The following is a 16,978-nucleotide window of genomic DNA, read 5'->3' on the forward strand; positions in this document are numbered from 1 at the left end:
GCATCGTCATGGGGTGGCGAGGGTCGCAGGTTCAAATCCTGCATGCCCGACCAATTTCCTTCCAGTTACAAACGCACTCATTTTCTTGAAGTGTGTCACAGTCGTCACCTTTTTTGATCGATTCGATACCCAGACGGCTTCTGGCTGCTATGCTTGAAGTCTGTCTATCGTAGTCGGTTCCGGGTGAGAATGACGTACCCCAGCCTGCCTGTACCTGAATTAGCCAGTGTTCTGGATCTTCTGCAGCGGTTTCGTGTGCGCACGTATCTCAGCGGCTATCTGAACAGTGCGCCTGATGTCGAGCACCGGATGCCGTTTGTTGATATCTGCCACGATCAGGCGGGCAAGCTGCAGGAGGATATTCCCGACGGTCTGCGTCTGGTGTATCCGTTCCCCGCGTCGTCACAGGCTTGTATTGACGGAAAACCAGACCCTTTGCAATCCGAATGCCGCAACCTGGCCCTGGAACTGAGCAGGCAGCGCCCTCAGGGCTATTCTGAAGACCTGTTTGAAGAATGTTTCGAGGGGCTGGTCGAGCAGGCGGATTACGTGCTGAAGTTTGCGCCCTCCAGGCTGGTACTGGTGACGCAGGAAGTTCTGTCGGAATCCGAGGTTGAGTGTTGGCTCGGGCAGGTGAGGTAGGGGGCAAGGTTGTTCTATCTGTTTTGGCTGCTGACCGTCACGCGGTTTCGGCCTTCATCTTTGGATACATAGAGGGCGGCATCGGCGGCTGAAATCCACTCTTCCACCTGCTTCATGTTCTCGTCGATTTCGGCAATACCGAGGCTGAGCGTAATGGACAGCTCTACCCCTTCAGCCTGAATGGTCTGGCTGGCTATGAGCTTGCGGAAACGCTCGGCAAAAACCAGAGCTTCGGCGGCACTGGTTTCCGGCAGGATAACCCCGAATTCTTCACCCCCATAGCGGCCCGCAATGTCGGTTTCGCGCACATTCTTCCGGGTTTCGCGACCCAGGTGTCGCAGCACTTCATCGCCGACAGTATGGCCATGTGTATCATTGACCGGCTTGAAGTGATCGACATCGAATATGATCAGGCTTGCGGTGTGGCCGTGACGGCGGGAGCGCTGCATTTCGCGATACAGGCATTCCTGCCAGAAACCTCTGTTGAACAACTGGGTCAGCGCATCGGTTCTGCTCAGGCGGGCGAGTTCACTGTTGGCCTGTTGCAGCGCTAGCTTGCTGGTGGCAATATCGGTCACATCGAAGATCACTATGGCCACAAAACTGACGCTGCCCTTGGTATCCATAAGCGGGTACAGCATGCTGTTCTGATACATGTGTTCCGCGGTACTGGTGATCGGATGGTAGGTGCGAAAGCGAACCAGATAGGGGCGTTGCTCCCAGGTGGTGAAGGCGCGAATGTTCAACTGCCTGACGGTTTCCACCTTCTGGCTGAACCATTCTTTGGGGAGCTCGGGAAACACGTCGTACAGGTTCTTTGCCTTGACCGTATGAGCCCGTCTGCCGGAATGATTCTCCATAAACGCATTCCAAGACTGAATACGGTATTCATCGTCGATGACGACCAGACCCACATCAATGGTCTGTAGTATCTCCAGCATCCAGTGAAAGTCGCGCAGCGTCTGTGGATCCGTCATATCAATCTTCCAACAGGTAGGCGATTTTTTTGTTCATAACTTCTATGGAATCTTCGGTAAAGAGCAGCAACAGGTCGCAATTGACCGGGTGGTTCTCCAGTGCATAGATGATTTCGATAGCCAGTGTCTGGTGCCATGACTGATGGGTCGGGCGCAGCAGATCGCGAATGGGTTTGTGCTGACCCAATACCGCGGGGTGTCCCTGGCTGAAAGCCAGGTCCAATTGCTCCGCCAGGCCTTTGAGAAAGGCACCAATGAGAATGTTCGCCACATCCATCAGCAACTCGACATGCATGGCCTCCGAATGCTCTCCGGTGTAATTCATCAACCGGGCAATATCGTCGAAGTTGGAGTCATTGAAGATGATCAGGGCTTCTCCGGTGATGCCATCACCGGCAAAGCCCTGGCAAACCGCTGAAGCAGCTTCTTCTTGATCAAGTGACTGCAGCGCCATATGCAGGTCTGTGATCTCGAACAGGTTGACCTGGGGTATGGGCAGTTCCACAAAGACATTGAGCAGGCGAGCCAGCAGGTCGGCAGCCTGACCCATGGCGACGTTGGCTATCTCCTGATAGCAGTCGCGCTGAATGTCACTGAGCACAATCGGCTCAGCCCTGATCGCTTCCGGTTTCATAGCAAGCCATACTGTGTGAGTACAGTCCGGGTCTTATCCGGATCAATTGGTTTTTTTATGAATTCAATGGCCCCCAGTTTCTGCACTCGTGCCAGGGCTTCAGGCTGCACATCGCCGGACACGACTATGGTGACGGTGGGCAGATCTTCCTTGCGAATTGTTTCCAGAACGGCATATCCGTCCATCACTGGCATGGTCAGGTCGAGAAAAGTGACTTCACCTTTACCGGCCCGAATGGCAGTCAGCGCTTCTTCGCCGTTGGCCGCGTAGGTGATTTCAGTGTCCCAGTCTTTGGGCAGAGCTCGAGCCATCTGCTTGCGCGCAAAACTTGAGTCGTCACAAATGAGTACAGGAATGGCCATAATGTGTTGGTCTTCTTTTTTTATTACTGCTGATCACACAACCATTGTGCACAAAAAAGCCCTGCTTGTGCAGGGCTTTTTTTGGAGGTCACGCTTTCAGACCCGATAAACAGCGGTTCTCAGGCCGCATCCGTCGCAATCACGGAAGACGCGGCATCAACAAACTCCGGCATCTGGTCGAAGTTCATGTACCGATAGATCTCGCCGGCCATGCTGTCGATGCGACCTGCATATTCAAGGTATTCCGTCGGAGAGGGCAGTTTACCAAGAATGGAAGCGATGGCGGCCAGTTCGGCAGAGGCCAGATACACATCAGCCCCATCACCCAGACGGTTCGGGAAGTTCCGCGTGGAGGTGGAGACCACAGTCGAGTTGGCCGCTACCCGCGCCTGGTTGCCCATGCACAGAGAGCAGCCCGGCATTTCGGTGCGCGCACCGGCTCGCCCGTAGATGTTGTAGTAGCCTTCTTCCATCAGCAGGTGCTGATCCATCTTGGTGGGTGGTGACACCCAGAGACGGGTATTCAGCGTGCCATTGTGCTGCTCCAGCAACTTGCCGGCAGCGCGGAAATGACCAATGTTGGTCATGCAGGAGCCGATAAACACCTCGTCAATGTTATCGCCCTGAACGTCAGACAGCAGGCGGGCGTCATCCGGATCATTCGGCGCACACAGGATGGGCTCCTTGATCTCCGACATGTCGATCTCCAGCACGTGGGCATACTGGGCATCCTTGTCGGCCCGCATCAGATGCGGATTGGCCAGCCACTCTTCCATCGCCTTGGCGCGGCGCTCCAGGGTACGTGAGTCACCATAGCCGTTGGAAATCATCCAGCGCAGCATGACGATGTTGGAACGCAGATACTCGGCAACAGAGTCTTCGCTCAGGGTAATGGTACAGCCGGCAGCAGAGCGCTCGGCAGACGCATCGGACAGTTCGAAGGCCTGCTCGACAGTCAGTTCTTCCAGACCTTCTATCTCGAGAATGCGGCCGGAGAATTCGTTGATCTTGCCTTTCTTCTCGACGGTCAGCAGTTTGTTCTGAATGCCGTAGTAGGGGATGGCATGGACCAGATCACGCAAGGTCACGCCGGGCTGGCGCTTGCCGGTGAACCGCACCAGAACGCTTTCCGGCATATCCAGCGGCATGACACCGGTCGCGGCCGCGAAGGCCACCAGGCCGGAACCCGCAGGGAAGGAAATGCCCATCGGGAAACGTGTGTGGGAATCACCACCGGTGCCTACCGTATCGGGCAGCAGCATGCGATTGAGCCAGGAATGGATGATGCCGTCACCCGGACGCAAAGAGACACCGCCGCGGTTCATAATGAAATCCGGCAGGCTGTGCTGGGTGTCGATATCGACCGGCTTGGGGTAGGCCGCGGTATGACAGAACGACTGCATGACCAGGTCAGTCGAGAAGCCCAGGCAGGCGAGGTCTTTCAGTTCGTCCCGGGTCATGGGGCCGGTGGTGTCCTGCGAACCCACTGTGGTCATGCGCGGTTCGCAGTACTGGTTCGGACGTACGCCCTCCAGACCACAGGCCTTGCCGACCATCTTCTGTGCCAGCGTATAGCCGGCAGAGCTGTCCTGGATCGCCGCCGGACGACGGAAGACGTCTGAGACAGGCAGGCCCATATGTTCGCGGGCGCGGTCGGTCAGTCCACGACCGATGATCAGCGGAATGCGGCCACCGGCACGCACTTCGTCCAGCAGCACATCCGTCTTGAGACTGAACTCGGCAATGACTTCGCCATTCTTCTCGACCTTGCCGGCATAGGGATAGACGTCGATCACATCACCCGTTTCAATGCCGTCGACATCCACTTCGATGGGCAGGGCGCCGGCGTCTTCCATGGTGTTGAAGAAGATGGGGGCAATCTTGCTGCCCAGAACAAATCCGCCGCTGCGCTTGTTGGGTACAAAGGGGATGTCGTCGCCGGTGTGCCACAGTACCGAGTTGGTGGCGGACTTGCGCGAGGAGCCGGTGCCGACCACGTCACCGACCAGGGCCACGGGGTGGCCTTTCTCTTTCAGCTTTTCGATGGTGGACAAGGGCCCGATCTCTCCGGCCTTGTCGGGTGCCACGCCATCACGGGCCATCTTGTACATGGCCAGGGCGTGCAAGGGGATGTCCGGGCGTGACCAGGCGTCTTGGGCAGGGGACAGGTCGTCAGTATTGGTTTCGCCGGTGACCTTGAATGCGGTGACGGTAACCTTTTCCGGCAGTGCCTTTCTGTTGAGAAACCATTCCGCATCAGCCCAGCTCTGCATCACTGCTTTTGCATTGGCATTGCCGGCATCGGCTTTTTCGGCCACATCATGGAACGCATCAAAAACCAGCAGTGTGCTTTTCAGTTGCTTGGCGGCCAGTTCGCCCAGTGTGTCGTCATCGAGCAACTCCACCAGTGTGGCGATATTGTAACCGCCGACCATGGTGCCCAGAAGCTCAACAGCGCGTCGGCGGTCGATCAGGGGACAGTTGGTCTCGCCGCGTGCCAGAGCCGATAGAAAGCCGGCCTTGACGTAGGCAGACTCGTCAACGCCCGGAGGCACGCGCTCGGTCAGCAGTTCGAGGAGAAAATCTTCTTCGCCGGCCGGCGGATTACGCAACAGTTCAACCAGTTCGGTGACCTGTTCCGGGGTGAGGGGCTTGGCGGGAATGCCGAGTTGTTCACGTTCGGCGACGTGATTGCGGTAGGCTTGCAGCACGATGATCTCTCCACTGTCGATGCGTTGATTCGCAGGCGAAAATCGGCGCAAGTGTAGTGGATTCGCGCCCTCAAGTTAACCCACAAAGGGTATAAGCGCCGTGAATGGTCATTATAGCCTGGATGAATAAAGGGTCTGTCGGGTCAGTCAATGCCAAGCAACTTGTGGCTCTGCAGGGTCAACCGCCATTGCGGATTATCCAGGCAGTAGCGCACGGCAGCCTGCACAGCATTCGAGTCTGTGGCTATCGTACCGTCGACCGGGTTCATTGGCGACAGGTAGTAGTGGGTTGCAGGCAGTGCGGCAAACCGCTCCGGTGGTGCTTCCGGCTGTGGAAACACCAGTTTGAGTTCGTCACAGTGCGTCAGAACGATCCGGCTGTTGCCCTTGGGTGACAGACAGAGCCAGTCGACACCCTCAGGCGCCGGCACAGTGCCATTGGTTTCTACCCCAACCGAGAAGTGTCTGTCATGCAGAGCCTGAATCAGCGGTGCATCCAGTTGCAGCAGTGGCTCTCCGCCGGTACAGACCACATAGGGCTCCCCCTTGACGGCATCGGGCCATAGGCTGGCGATGCGGTCTGCCAATAGGTCGGCGGCCTTGAAACGACCTCCGTTTTGCCCGTCAGTGCCGACAAAATCGGTATCGCAGAAGGTACAGACTGCTGTGGCACGATCAGCTTCGCGACCAGACCAGAGGTTGCAGCCGGTAAAGCGACAGAAGACGGCCGGACGGCCGCTGTGTGCGCCTTCGCCCTGCAGGGTGTAGAACATTTCCTTGATATGGTACATGGGTGAGTGCCGCTCGCTTAAGCCGAACCTGAAGAACTGCCGGATCCGGTCTTGTGGCTGGCCAGCATGTCGTTGATATCATCACGCACCAGGGGAGGGGAGTACAGATATCCCTGATAGCGCTGGCAGCCTGCCTTGCTGAGGAATTCGAGTTGGTCCTGCTTTTCCACACCTTCGGCAATCGTGGTCAGTCCGAGGTGTCCGGCGACTGCAATGATTGCCTCCACTATGGCCGCATCGCTGGGGTCATTGATGATGTCCTGTATAAAGCTCTGGTCGATCTTGATCACATCGACCGGCAGCTGCTTGAGGTAGGCCAGCGAGGAATATCCGGTGCCGAAATCGTCAATCGAGAAGGTGATACCCAGTTCCCGCATACTGCGCATGCGCTCGATGGTATCGTCAATGGATTCGATCAGCATGCTTTCCGTAATTTCCAGGTCGACGGATCGCCCGGGAATTCCCGCTCTCTGCAGTGCCGCATCAACACTGTGAATCAGATTGGCATCCTGGAACTGATTGGCACTGACATTGATGCCGATCTGCATGTGATCCTGCCAGAGCCCATGGTCTTTCCAGTAACGCACTGTCTTGCAGGCCTCCTGCAGCACCCATTCACCAACGCCCTTGATCAGGCCGGTCGCTTCGAGGGCCGGAATAAAGGCCATGGGTGACACGGTACCGCGCGTCGGGTGGCGCCAGCGAATCAATGCTTCGACACCCATCAGTGCACCGGTTTCCATCTCTATCTGAGGTTGATAGACCAGAAAAAACTGCTCTTCATCAAGCGCTGTGCGCAGATCATTTTCCAGCAGCATGCGCCGACTGGCTTCATCCGTCATGTGTTGCTGGAACAGCTCATGTGTGTTCTTGCCCTGGGTTTTGGCCGCATACATGGCGATATCTGCATTGCGGATCAGGTCGGAGGGCTGCAGATTGCCATCCGGGAACAGCGCAATGCCCACACTGGCCGACAGCGTCAGGCGATGTCCCTGAAACCAGATTGGCACCGACAGCGCCTGGCGGACGAAGACGGCCCGGGCTTCTGCTACCTGCAACGCCTCTTTCTGGCTGCTGGCAATGTTGCACAGGCAGAGCACGAATTCATCTCCGCCCATGCGGGCCAGGCTGTCTTTTTCGCCGACCTGCCGCTGCAGACGCGCAGCAACCTGGCGCAGGATGTGATCGCCGGCAGGGTGTCCGAGCGAATCATTGATGGTCTTGAAGTTATCCAGATCCACGAACATCAAGACACAGAATTGGTCTTGCTCGCGCGCCGACACAATCGCAGCGTCCAGGTTTTCCAGCATTCGGTTGCGGTTGGGCAGGTCCGTCAACGGGTCATGAAAAGCCAGGTATTGAATGCGTTCCGAGGATCGGCGCAGTTCCTGTTCGGCCACGTCGCGCTCCAGCAGGAGCCGCTGTACGGTAACGACAAATCGTTGCGCGCTGTTGGCCAGGTCACCCAGCTCATCTTCCTGATGCGAGCGGCCCGCTTGAAGTTTGATGCCTGTCGGTTTGGACGGGTCCATATCTCGGAACTGCTGGCTCAGCGCAATCAGGGGGCGAGTGACCTGCCAGTGATAGACCAGGAAAAAGAGCCCCACCAGAGTGATGGCGCGCAAAGTCGCGATGGTGAGGGTTTCGCCGGTACGATCGACAACCGGCTGCAGAGCCTTGTGGTGATCCACTTCAAGGATCAGATAGCCCTGTTCTGCAGCACCGGTTATGGCAATGGGGTAGCGGGTTTCGGAAAGCCTGTCAGTGAGCCGCTCCAGAGCCCAACTGGAACGAATTTTTCCGGGTACACGTTCGGAGTAGCCCAATTGGTTGCCCAGTTCGTCCTGTATTTCCGCACTGACCAGAAAGGGATAGGTGAGCAGCCCACTGGTCACTTCGCTGGCGAGCCGTTCATCCAGGTTGTGAATGGCCCGTTGAGCCGCCGGCTCATAGGCATTGAGCAGTTGTTCTACCACTGAATGGGTGTTGTCCCGTTCACTGCTGTAGTCAGACCAGACCTGAACCACACCAAAGAGGGCACTCACAAGGAGCGCTATAGCGACGGCGCTGACAGCCAGTTTGAACGCTATGCGATGGCGGAAAATCATGAGTGGGCACAAGGGCCTTTACTACAAGTTGTCTTGTACTTTAGAAGACCCTTGGCAAGTGGTGCAACCTCTTTGCTTGTTTGGAACGCTGTTCAAATTATGCTCACGAAGGGGACTGCACCAAGATGAAATGCTTTTTGTGACAAATTTTATCGACTCAGCCCGCGCAACTGTGGCCAACGCCAGGCCAAATACCAGCACAGTAGCCAGTTGCCGAGAAACAGGAAGAGCAGTCCGAATACCAACACATAGAGGCGCTTCGGCTCCAGGTGCCAGAGCAGAAGCAGCGCTACAATAAAGCCCAGATACAGGTCGACCAGTGTGACCTGCCCCCAGACAAGACCGGTCAGCAACGGCCCCTGTTCAAACAGACTGACTTGCAGCGAGGCATAGATAATCTGCCCGAGGAAGGCGAGGCCGGCAACCAGCAGAAAAACTCTGACGGCGGTGTGGCGGGATTGACGGGTCATCGCTCCTCCGGATCGTTGGCATACTCATAGAAGATGTCGGAGTTCACCAGGTCGCCGTCGCGCCGGAAGTTGGTAATGCCCGAGAAGCGCAGCAGGCGCCGGGACTCCAGGTCATACTCCAGTTCAAGATCGTCGACAAACCAGCGCAGCAACGCCGACGACAGTCCGACGTCCAACACCAGCCTGCCGTCTTCCTGAGCCGACTCTTCAATGCGGAAACTGTAGGTGCGCCCGGCACTCAGTGACAGAAAATCAAAGTCCAGCCGGCCCTGTTCAAGCAACTGGTCGAAATTGTCTGCGATATACTGGTCGAACGCGGCGTCAAACACCACCTGTTCCGGATTGGACAGTCGTGCCCTTTCTGTCTCGTCGCGCTGCGGATCCAGGATGCGCTGTTCATAACGTCCCCCGTTCAGTCTTCCCGTAATCCGGGTGTCTGCTTCCAGATCCTCCCAGTCGAGTGAGGGCACATAAGGCAAGCCGGTGTCATAGCGCAGCACCTTGCGTGCAAACCGCTCGCCATCCGGGCGTTCATAATCAACCCGGCGCTCTACGATACGATCGTCTTCGAAGGTCAGGTAGTGCAGTTCGATATAGTCGAGGTCGCCGGTGTCCGGGTCGAAGGCTTCACCGCGGATGGTCCAGTTGGCAAAGACAGGCCCAGCGACCAGCAGCAGGCAGGTGGCAAGCAGAGTGGCTGTGATAAAACGCATGATTCAAATCCTTTTGATCTGCCGTCTCAGGTTTGGAGGCCAGTGTCGGCGCAGGGTAATGAAGGCCGGGAATGCAACGGCCCACCAGATAGAAAACGCTATGATGCCCGCTGTCGAAAGGGGTTCTGCAGCGCCGAGCACAGCGCCGCCATAATATGAAAGCGGACCGGAGATGGCGCCCAGCAGGGCGGGCAGCAAGAGTCCTGGAATCTTGTGCAGCAGATGCCAGATCACATTGGCGAATGACACCCAGAGCACCAGCAGCCAGAGTGGTCCCAGCAGTGAATTCTCATTGAAGGTCACCAGGCCCACCGCCTGCAGTGTCAGGTCGGCGCCATAACCCAATACCGTGACCAGGCCGATGAAAGCAAGCGCCATGGGTGCCTGCCGCCAGACAATGGTACTCAGCAAAGGCAGCGCCCAAAGCAGGGACCAGAGGTTGCCCGCCAGTACAGTGATGAACCAGGTGGTCTGATAGATGACAGCGTGCATCCAGGGCTTCATGGCAGGATCGATGACCGGCGATTCTGTGGTTTTGACAGGATCAACTGCGCCACACCGATGTTGCATTCCCTGAACCCGCCCTCGCAGTAAGCGAAGTAGTACTGCCACAGGCGCTGAAAAGTTTCATCATAGCCCTGGGCCATCAGTTGTTCCGAGCTCCGATTGAAGCGTGTCTGCCAGTCACGCAGCGTGCGCGCATAGTGATCGCCGAAGTCTTCCAGGTGGCGGACTGTCATGTCTGTCACACGGCTCACTTCCTGCGTGATGCGAGCCACGCTGGGCAGATGGCCGCCCGGAAAAATGTATTTCTGGATAAAGTCGACATGCTTGCGGTAGTAGTCGTAGCGCTGATCGGCGATGGTGATCGCCTGCAGCAGCATGGCACCTTCCGGGCGCAGCAGGTCGTTGCACTTGGCGAAGTAGGTCGACAGATACTCGTGTCCAACAGCCTCGATCATCTCAAGAGAGACAATCTTGTCGTACTGGCCATCCAGTTTGCGATAGTCCTGCATCAGCAGGGTAACCCTGTCTTCGAGACCGGCTTCCCTGATGCGCTCCTGGGCATAGTTGAACTGTTCGCTTGAAATCGTGGTGGTGGTCACCCTGCAGCCATAGTGGCGAGCTGCAAATTCGGCCATGCCACCCCAACCGGTACCTATTTCCAGCAGGTGATCACCCGGTTTCAGGTCCAGTTTCTGACAGATGCGGTGCAGGCGGAATGTCTGAGCGTCTTCCAGCGTCGCTTCAGGGCTGGGGTACATAGCCGAGGAGTACATCATGCTGGCGTCGAGGAAGCGTTCGAACAGTTCGTTGCCCAGATCGTAATGCGACGAGATGTTCTCGCGCGCCTGATTGATGGTGTTGCGGTTGAACCGGTGGTCCAGCAAAGACATCAGGCGTCGCATGGCAGACAGTGGGCCTTTGCGCTCCAGAGTCTTGAGATTGCGCGCGAACACCTGCACCACTCGGGTCAGGTCATGGGAATCCCAGAGCTTGAGCACATAGGCCTCGGCAGCGCCAATGCCGCCGCCCAGTACAAATTCCTTGTACACAGCAGGGTCGCGAATTTCGACGGTAGCCCTGCAGTCGCTGGCAGGGTCACCGAAGCCCCAGGTTTCTCCGTTTTCTTCGATCACCAGATAGCCATCCTGAATATGATTCAGGGCCCTGAACATGAGCCGTCGCCAAAGGCCGGGGACTGATTCGGCAGCAACTGCCCGGTCTCCAGTCATTCTCATTTTTTAACTCCTCCAGGGGGGTGCGGAAAGTAGGGCACCCGTTTCAACCACAGCTTTAATGCATTGAGGTGGATTCCCCAGACCACTGTCCAGGTCATCAGGGGGTATTGTCGAAGTACGCGGCTGAGGTTTCTCCGGTTCACCTCCAGGCGCTCAAGGGCCATGGATGCGACGAAAATACGGCCCTCAGCGTCGTCATTTTGCAAATGCATACGCAGGGACTCTCCAGGCACTCCGAATTGCCAGCGGTAATGGTGGTCCATCGGAAAGAAGGGGCTGACATGAAACTGCTTTTCCAGCTCGAACTGCCACATCGACTTTTCATAGCCTTGCGTCGCCACAGCACCCGTCAACGGTCGGGTAGTCAGAATGTACTGATAGCGGTCTTTCCAGGGGGTGTTGGTCACTTCGGGGATGATGGCCAGCGGGATTTCATCATCATCGGAGTCGAACAGATAATAGAAGGTCACAGGACTGAAGCCGACACCCCAGGTGCGCCATTGGGTCAGCATGCGAACCGCACCGGCAGGTCTGTAGCCGGTGCGTGTTTCCATCAGGTCCAACAGGGCTTCACGCAGCGGTACATTCGGGTCACCAAGGTAGTCGGCGCGACGGAACCAGGAGAGATTGCGCCGGCCATGGCTCCACAGCGGATGCATGGCTGCAATGTCATCCAATTCTGCCAGGTCGGTATAGACCATGTAGACGCGGTAACTCAACTGATGCGCCTTGGGGCGCCAGCGGCGATGGGTGACAGTGCCTGTGTAGAGACCACTTTTCAGGGACATCAGGTGGCCTGCCAGTCAATACCGAAATCCCGGCCGACCCGCAGCGCGCTGTTTACACCATCCTCATGAAAGCCGTTGAACCAGTAGGCCCCACAGTAGTGGGTGTTGTTCTGATTGCTGATTTCGTGGAACCTGGCCTGGGCCTGCATGCCCTCGGGCGTGAACACCGGGTGGCTATACCGGAAGCGTTTGATGATGCGGTCCTCTGCAATTGCACCTGTGTAATTCAGCGTAACACAGAAGGTTTCCGGCGCATCGTCGAAATTCTGTAATATGTTCATGTTGTAGGTCACCGAGACAGGGCTCTGCGCCGCTGTCGGAATGTGGTAGTTCCAGGCCGCCCAGGCCTTGTGTCGTTTGGGCAACAGCCGGGCGTCGGTATGCAGAACGACATCGTTCTCTGTGTAGGGCAGGGCGCCCAGTACAGCCTGCTCGTTTTTGGTGGGCTCGGCCAGCAGGGCCAGGGCCTGGTCCGAGTGGCAGGCGAACACCACACGGTCGTGAACCTCCTGCCCGCTTTCCGTCACGATGGTCACGCCCCCCTGATCCGCCGAGGTGCGCTCTACGCGCTGCACCGGCGTGCTCAAGCGGATACGGTCGGCGAAGCCACGGGTAATGGGTTCGACATAGCTGCGTGACCCGCCAACCAAGGTGCGCCACTGCGGACGGTTCTTGACCGACAGCAGCCCGTGATTGCGGAAAAAGCGGATAAAGAACAACGCCGGGAAGCGCATCATGTCCTCTTCTCCGGATGACCAGATGGCAGCACCCATGGGTACGATATATTTGCTCACAAACCAGTCGCTGTAGCCATGGCGCTGGAAGAACTCGCCCAGAGTCATGTCCGGTGGCACATCGCCCCGATCGACCAGCTCCAGACAATGACGGTTGAAGCGAAGAATCTGCCGGACCATGCGATAGAATCTGGGGTTGAACCAGTTGCGCTTCTGCGCAAACAGGGCACCGATCGAACTGCCGCAGTATTCGAGACCGGTCTGTTCACATTTCACTGAGAAACTCATGCGGGTCTTCTGGTCTTCAACATCGCCCAACTGGGCGATCAGGCGCTGAAAATTGGGATAGGTCCAGTCATTGAACACGATGAAGCCGGTATTGACGGGCCAGCTCCGACCGCCCGCTTCCACGTCTTCAGTATTGGTGTGGCCGCCGATGTAATCGTTGGCTTCATACACAGTGATGTCATGGTCCTTGTGCAACAGCCAGGCTGTTGTCAGTCCTGAAATACCACTGCCGATAATGGCGACCTTCTGCCGCATACTGTCTCCTTTGAGCCCGGGTTGATTTAGTCAGCGCTGCGGCTTTTGGCTTTGGCTGCATTTCGGCTGAGCTTGCTGTTCAGGGCGTATTGCCAGCCCAACGGCAGAAGCCCGAACAGGCGCAGGCCCAGAGTAAACCGTTTGGGAAAGTGAATATGGGCCTGTTGGCGTCGGATGCCTTTACGAATACGTTTGCCCGCGTCTTCTGCGGACAGCAGGAAGGGCATCTTGAAGTCGTTGCGCCGAGTCAGCGGCGTGTCGACAAAGCCGGGTGACACTACCTGCACTCTTATCCCCAAAGGTTTCAGATCAGCGGCCATGGTGCCCAGCCAATAGGTGAAGGCCGCCTTTGAGGCGCCGTAAGCCTGGGCTCTGGGCAGGGGCGAGAAGGTCACACTGGAGCTGATGCCGACCAGCCTGGGGTCTCGTCCCTTGCGCAGCAGAGGCAGAGCGGCATGAAAAAGCCGGACCGGACCGTGAAAGTTGGTGTCCAGAACACGGTCATACATGTCCAGGTCGTTGTCGTCGCGGTCCATGTCTATGTATTCGCAGGTGCCTGCATTGAGCACCAACCAGTCGAGACTGCCGGTGGTGTCGGCAATCTGCTGCAATGCCGAATCACGCGCCGGGGCATCGGTAATGTCCAGAGGCAGCACCGTCACGCTGACCTTGGGGAAGCTCTTGTTGATGTCGTCGGCCAGCGCCTGCAGCTTGTCGGCAGAGCGGGCACTGATGAAGAGGTGGCCCGCTTCCGGTGCCAGCTCTGCTGCCAGTTCCCGGGCCAGATGGTACCCGATGCCGGTGGAAGCGCCGACCAGCCAGACAGATAATCCCATGCTTGCCGCTCCTATTGTCCCATGCGTTGTTTGATGGCATTGACCAGGCGACCGATCAACGGCAGGTTTTCGTACAGCATTTCACCGGCGTCGAAATAGTCACGGTGCAGACACACCAGGCCATCTCGGGTTATGAAATGGGTGGTGCCCTCTACTTGAACGGGACGGCCATTTTTCAGCCTGGGATGCTCGACCGTCATGCTCCACGCCATGAAGATATGCGACCCTTCGGACACCGCATCGCCATAACTGAATTCGATCTTACGGACATTGCGATAGAGGCGGGTGAAATAGGCCTCCAGGGTTGGCAGCCCCTGCATGTGGTGAAACGGATCAATGAATTCGGCATCTTCGGTATACAATTCACGCAGAATACCGGCCTTCAGACTGTCGGCATTGATCGACTGATAGGTGTTCTGGATATGTTCGATCATGTCAGCTGGTGGCTCCATAACGGTGTCAGGAATAGTCCGCGTCTTCCGGCAGATGAGCATTCTGCTCTTTCGCCGCTTTGAAGGCCGCTTTGGTACGTTCGGCAGCTTCCTTGTGGATCACCAGGGGCGGAGGATAACCCGCCGCCTCGCGCTCCAGGGGTGAAGGATCCAGGATGGCAGCCCCTTCGAGGTGGGCCAGCTCAGGCACCCATTGCCTGACATAGTCGCCATCAGGATCGAAGCGCTGGGCCTGGCGCAGTGGATTGAAAATGCGGAAATAGGGCGCCGCATCGACACCGGTACTGGCACCCCACTGCCAGTTGCCGTTATTGACCGCAAAGTCGGCATCCAGCAACTGGTCCAGAAACCAGGCCTCGCCCAGCCGCCAGTCGAGCAACAGGTCCTTGCTAAGGAAGGCGGCAGTGAACATCCGGGCCCTATTGGGCATGCGCCCGGTGGCGGCGAGTTGGCGCATGGCGGCATCCACCACAGGATAGCCTGTGCGGCCCTGCTGCCAGGCCTGCAGCTTCTTGTGATCCTTGTCCCAGCGTACTAGATCCGTCCAGGCCTGCAGGCCTCGATGGAGATAGACATCTGGAAAGTGGTAGCCGACTGCATAGAAGAACTCGCGCCAGATCCACTCGTCGAGCCACTTGTCGGCACCAGGCTGTTCCCCTGAACCTGTGGCCTGGGCTGCTGTCTCTGCAAAGGCCTGGCGGGTAGTCAGCAGACCATTGGCAATGGCGGGGGAGAGGCCGCTGACAACGGGTCGTCCGAGGTCATTTCTGACCTCTTCATAGCGCTGTTGCTCCGACGCCACATAGCGTTGCAGCGCCGCAATGGCTTCCTGCTCCGGTTCCGGCAGCGGCCCTGCCCAGGCAGGGCTCGCAAAAGGCGGCACTGGGTGTTCCGACCAGCGCTGGCGCCATGCCTTCTTGAAGGCGGTGAACACGCGATAGGGCTGCCCCTGGCCGTTGAGCACCGTTTCAGGTGGGTAGGTCAGCCGGTCATCGACCAGAGTGAAGTCAATGCCTTGTGCATTCAGCCGCTTGCCCAGCCAGGCGTCGCGCCGTCGTTCATTGAGGCCATATTCGCGATCGGCAAGCAACACAGCGGCCCCTTTGTCATGGGCGACCTGCAGCACCTGTTCAGCGGCGGCCCGGTAGGTGTCCGCCTCTAGCCAATGCACCCGGATACCGGAAGCCCTGGCCCATTCCGCGAAGGCCTTCTGCTGAGTGCGTAGCAGGTCCAGCTTGCGCTCGCCATACCCATGCTGTCGGTATTGCTCAAGCGCGGGGGTCAAAATCAGGGTTGTATCGGCAGCACCCTGATCAAGAGCACCCGAGTACTGCCATATCGGGTTGTCCAGAACCCGCAGGCTGGTGCGTAACCATATCAGTGTCATATCTGGTTCCTCAGTCCGAGTGCTTCGGGATAAGGCGTGAGGAAAAATTGCCGACGCACATAGCTGTCTTCTTCCCATGCGGTGTCAATGTGATGCTGCAGCAGTGTGAGGGGCACGATCATGGGCACCAGACCGTCCTGGTATTTGTCGATCACGGCCCGCAGGGACTGTCGGTGGTCACTGCTCACCCTGTCCCTGACATAACCCTGCAGGTGCTGCAGCGCGTTGGCAACCTGGCCGCGCGAGGCTGGCCGGGCCAGTGCCTCCGCGACCTGATGCTGATAATCACTGGCAACCTTACGGATATCCTTGTTCGAGAGATCAGAGAGCAGTTTGCCCAACGCCTGATAAGTCGGATAGGAGTGCGCCATGATCAGGTATTTGCTCCGACTGTGAAAGTCGACAAGTGCCGCGGCTGACTGACCGGGATCGGCCTGTCGCCACCTTTGTTGCATGAACACACGGGTCAGGAAGTTTTCCCGCAGATGACTGTCATTCAGCCTCCCGGCCTCCTCCATGGGCAACAGGGGCGTCTGTTTACGCAGGCGGCCGGCAAAAATACCGGCAGTGCTGTCAGTCGGAAAGCCCCGCTCATTGTAGAGCTTGACGCGAAAGAGCCCGCAACTGGGAGACCCCTGCATCAGTATGATGCCGTCCCACCGGGCCGCCTCCGTCCGATAGTCGTCAGCGAGCGCAGCCAACGGGGCGGTATAGTCATTCTCGCCATCCTGAGTCTCGGCGTGCACGGCGCCGTCATGGTTGACCAGGCGTATCGGCTCTCTGGGTACCCCCATACCGATTTCGAATTCCGGGCAGAGTGGGCGCAGGTCAACGAACTCGCCCAGGACATCGGTAACCCAGCGGTGACGTTTGTGGCCCCCGTTGTAGCGAACCTCCTCCCCCATCAGGCAAGCGCTGATTGCCACGCGGGGACGGTCGGCATTCCCGGTCATCTAGAATCTCCCTGTCTGTGCAGTCAGTCTGTACTTGAAGCATATCCGGAATATACGTCAGAGGGCTGCGGCTGGTTCAGCGAGTTGTACCGGTTTTCCGGTTCGGACGGACGGGTCGCAATGAAGTTGTATTGA

Annotated in this window: 17 protein-coding genes; 1 reads left to right on the top strand and 16 read right to left on the bottom strand. The window is 57.6% G+C overall.

Annotated elements, in window-relative coordinates; genetic code table 11:
- Nucleotides 1-189: 189 nt before the first annotated feature.
- Entirely contained in the window at nucleotides 190-642 is a 453-nt protein-coding gene (locus LAT62_RS01555; protein ID WP_293377889.1) for a hypothetical protein, read from the top strand.
- 14 nt (nucleotides 643-656) lie between these two features.
- Here LAT62_RS01555 and LAT62_RS01560 read toward each other — a convergent pair whose 3' ends face one another.
- The 16 genes from LAT62_RS01560 to LAT62_RS01635 all read right to left on the bottom strand — a co-directional run bounded on the left by LAT62_RS01560 (nucleotide 657) and on the right by LAT62_RS01635 (nucleotide 16,843).
- The gene (locus tag LAT62_RS01560; protein ID WP_293377892.1) at nucleotides 657-1,619 is read right to left on the bottom strand and encodes a diguanylate cyclase; all 963 of its coding nucleotides are present in this window, start codon (nucleotides 1,617-1,619) and stop codon (nucleotides 657-659) included.
- Nucleotide 1,620: 1 nt separating this feature from the next.
- Complete coding sequence (locus LAT62_RS01565) at nucleotides 1,621-2,253, bottom strand: histidine kinase (RefSeq protein ID WP_293377895.1); 633 nt, start codon at nucleotides 2,251-2,253, stop codon at nucleotides 1,621-1,623.
- The gene (locus tag LAT62_RS01570; protein ID WP_293377898.1) at nucleotides 2,250-2,615 is read right to left on the bottom strand and encodes a response regulator; all 366 of its coding nucleotides are present in this window, start codon (nucleotides 2,613-2,615) and stop codon (nucleotides 2,250-2,252) included. Before LAT62_RS01570 ends, LAT62_RS01565 begins: the two co-directional genes overlap by 4 nt.
- 119 nt (nucleotides 2,616-2,734) lie before the next feature.
- A complete protein-coding gene (gene acnB / locus LAT62_RS01575) occupies nucleotides 2,735-5,326 on the bottom strand; it encodes a bifunctional aconitate hydratase 2/2-methylisocitrate dehydratase (RefSeq protein WP_293377901.1) in 2,592 nt (863 codons plus the stop codon).
- Between the two features lie 143 nt (nucleotides 5,327-5,469).
- Nucleotides 5,470-6,117, bottom strand: coding sequence for a 7-carboxy-7-deazaguanine synthase (gene queE / locus LAT62_RS01580; RefSeq protein WP_293377904.1), 648 nt, complete (start codon nucleotides 6,115-6,117; stop codon nucleotides 5,470-5,472).
- 17 nt (nucleotides 6,118-6,134) lie between these two features.
- Nucleotides 6,135-8,225 carry an EAL domain-containing protein gene (locus LAT62_RS01585; protein ID WP_293377907.1) on the bottom strand — a complete coding sequence of 697 codons (2,091 nt, stop codon included), beginning with the start codon at nucleotides 8,223-8,225 and terminating at the stop codon, nucleotides 6,135-6,137.
- A gap of 149 nt (nucleotides 8,226-8,374) precedes the next feature.
- Nucleotides 8,375-8,695 carry a hypothetical protein gene (locus LAT62_RS01590; protein ID WP_293377910.1) on the bottom strand — a complete coding sequence of 107 codons (321 nt, stop codon included), beginning with the start codon at nucleotides 8,693-8,695 and terminating at the stop codon, nucleotides 8,375-8,377.
- Nucleotides 8,692-9,408, bottom strand: a complete 717-nt coding sequence (locus tag LAT62_RS01595; RefSeq protein WP_293377913.1) for a hypothetical protein — start codon at nucleotides 9,406-9,408, stop codon at nucleotides 8,692-8,694. The genes LAT62_RS01590 and LAT62_RS01595 overlap by 4 nt, the downstream gene beginning before the upstream one ends.
- 3 nt (nucleotides 9,409-9,411) lie before the next feature.
- Nucleotides 9,412-9,900 carry a DUF2878 family protein gene (locus tag LAT62_RS01600; protein WP_293377916.1) on the bottom strand — a complete coding sequence of 163 codons (489 nt, stop codon included), beginning with the start codon at nucleotides 9,898-9,900 and terminating at the stop codon, nucleotides 9,412-9,414.
- An 8-nt stretch (nucleotides 9,901-9,908) separates the two neighbouring features.
- Entirely contained in the window at nucleotides 9,909-11,150 is a 1,242-nt protein-coding gene (locus LAT62_RS01605; RefSeq protein ID WP_293377919.1) for a cyclopropane-fatty-acyl-phospholipid synthase family protein, read from the bottom strand.
- Nucleotides 11,147-11,938: a DUF1365 domain-containing protein gene (locus LAT62_RS01610; protein ID WP_293377922.1), complete on the bottom strand. Its 792-nt coding sequence runs from the start codon at nucleotides 11,936-11,938 to the stop codon at nucleotides 11,147-11,149. Before LAT62_RS01610 ends, LAT62_RS01605 begins: the two co-directional genes overlap by 4 nt.
- Complete coding sequence (locus LAT62_RS01615) at nucleotides 11,938-13,215, bottom strand: NAD(P)/FAD-dependent oxidoreductase (RefSeq protein ID WP_293377925.1); 1,278 nt, start codon at nucleotides 13,213-13,215, stop codon at nucleotides 11,938-11,940. The genes LAT62_RS01610 and LAT62_RS01615 overlap by 1 nt, the downstream gene beginning before the upstream one ends.
- Before the next feature lie 26 nt (nucleotides 13,216-13,241).
- Nucleotides 13,242-14,051, bottom strand: coding sequence for an SDR family oxidoreductase (locus LAT62_RS01620; protein WP_293377928.1), 810 nt, complete (start codon nucleotides 14,049-14,051; stop codon nucleotides 13,242-13,244).
- A gap of 11 nt (nucleotides 14,052-14,062) precedes the next feature.
- Complete coding sequence (locus tag LAT62_RS01625) at nucleotides 14,063-14,485, bottom strand: nuclear transport factor 2 family protein (protein WP_293377931.1); 423 nt, start codon at nucleotides 14,483-14,485, stop codon at nucleotides 14,063-14,065.
- 25 nt (nucleotides 14,486-14,510) lie between these two features.
- Nucleotides 14,511-15,890 (bottom strand): deoxyribodipyrimidine photo-lyase, encoded by a 1,380-nt coding sequence (locus LAT62_RS01630; RefSeq protein WP_293377934.1) that lies wholly within the window; start codon nucleotides 15,888-15,890, stop codon nucleotides 14,511-14,513.
- On the bottom strand, nucleotides 15,887-16,843 hold the full coding sequence (locus tag LAT62_RS01635; protein WP_293377937.1) for a DUF523 and DUF1722 domain-containing protein: 957 nt from the start codon (nucleotides 16,841-16,843) through the stop codon (nucleotides 15,887-15,889). Before LAT62_RS01635 ends, LAT62_RS01630 begins: the two co-directional genes overlap by 4 nt.
- Nucleotides 16,844-16,978: the final 135 nt, after the last annotated feature.

This window comes from Natronospirillum sp. (assembly GCF_022565775.1).
GTDB lineage: Bacteria > Pseudomonadota > Gammaproteobacteria > Pseudomonadales > Natronospirillaceae > Natronospirillum.